This window comes from Aeromonas sanarellii (assembly GCF_000820085.1).
Classification (GTDB): Bacteria; Pseudomonadota; Gammaproteobacteria; order Enterobacterales; family Aeromonadaceae; genus Aeromonas; species Aeromonas sanarellii.
Map to the genome: position 1 here is coordinate 188 of NZ_CDBN01000026.1, position 658 is coordinate 845.

The window sequence follows — 658 nt, forward strand, 5'->3', positions numbered from 1 at the left end:
GAGGATGAGATCCAGGGCGTCCGGGATGCGCCTGCGCAGCTGTTTCTCCAGGTGGGACATGAACCAGACCGCCAGCAGCACCGGGAAGACGGTGCCCTGGTAGCCGATCATGGCCACGTCGAGCCCGAAGAAGTCCATGGTCTTGAAGCCCCCCGCCACGCCCCAGGCGTTGGTCAGGGCCGGGTGGGTCAGAATGCCCCCGAGGGTCGCCCCCAGATAGGGGTTGCCGCCAAATTCCCGCGCCGCCGTGAACCCGATCAGGATCGGCAGTATGATGAAGGCCGCCGAGCTGAACATGTCGAGCATGACGAACAGGGCGCTGTCGGCATTGACCCAGCCATAGGTGCGCACCATGCCGAGCAGCCCCATCAGCAGGCCGGACGCGACTATGGCCGGAATGATGGGCACGAAGATGTTGGAGAGGGTCCGCGCCAGGCGCTGGGCCACGTTGAGCTTGGCCGTCGCCATGTCGGTCAGCTCCGCCTTGCTGGCGGCGCCGGTTCCGGTCAGCGCCACGAACTCCGCATAGACCTTGTTGACCAGGCCGGTACCGAAGATCACCTGGATCTGGCCCGCGTTGCTGAAGCACCCCTTGACCCCGTCCAGCTTGTCGATGGCGGCCTTGTTCACCTTGCTGTCGTCCGCCAGCACCAGCCGC

Annotated in this window: 1 protein-coding gene; it reads right to left on the reverse strand. The window is 65.7% G+C overall.

Features of this window, described 5'->3' with window-relative positions; genetic code table 11:
- Positions 1 to 658: PTS transporter subunit EIIC (locus BN1132_RS05710; RefSeq protein WP_042075829.1), on the reverse strand; the 658-nt coding region annotated here is incomplete at both ends.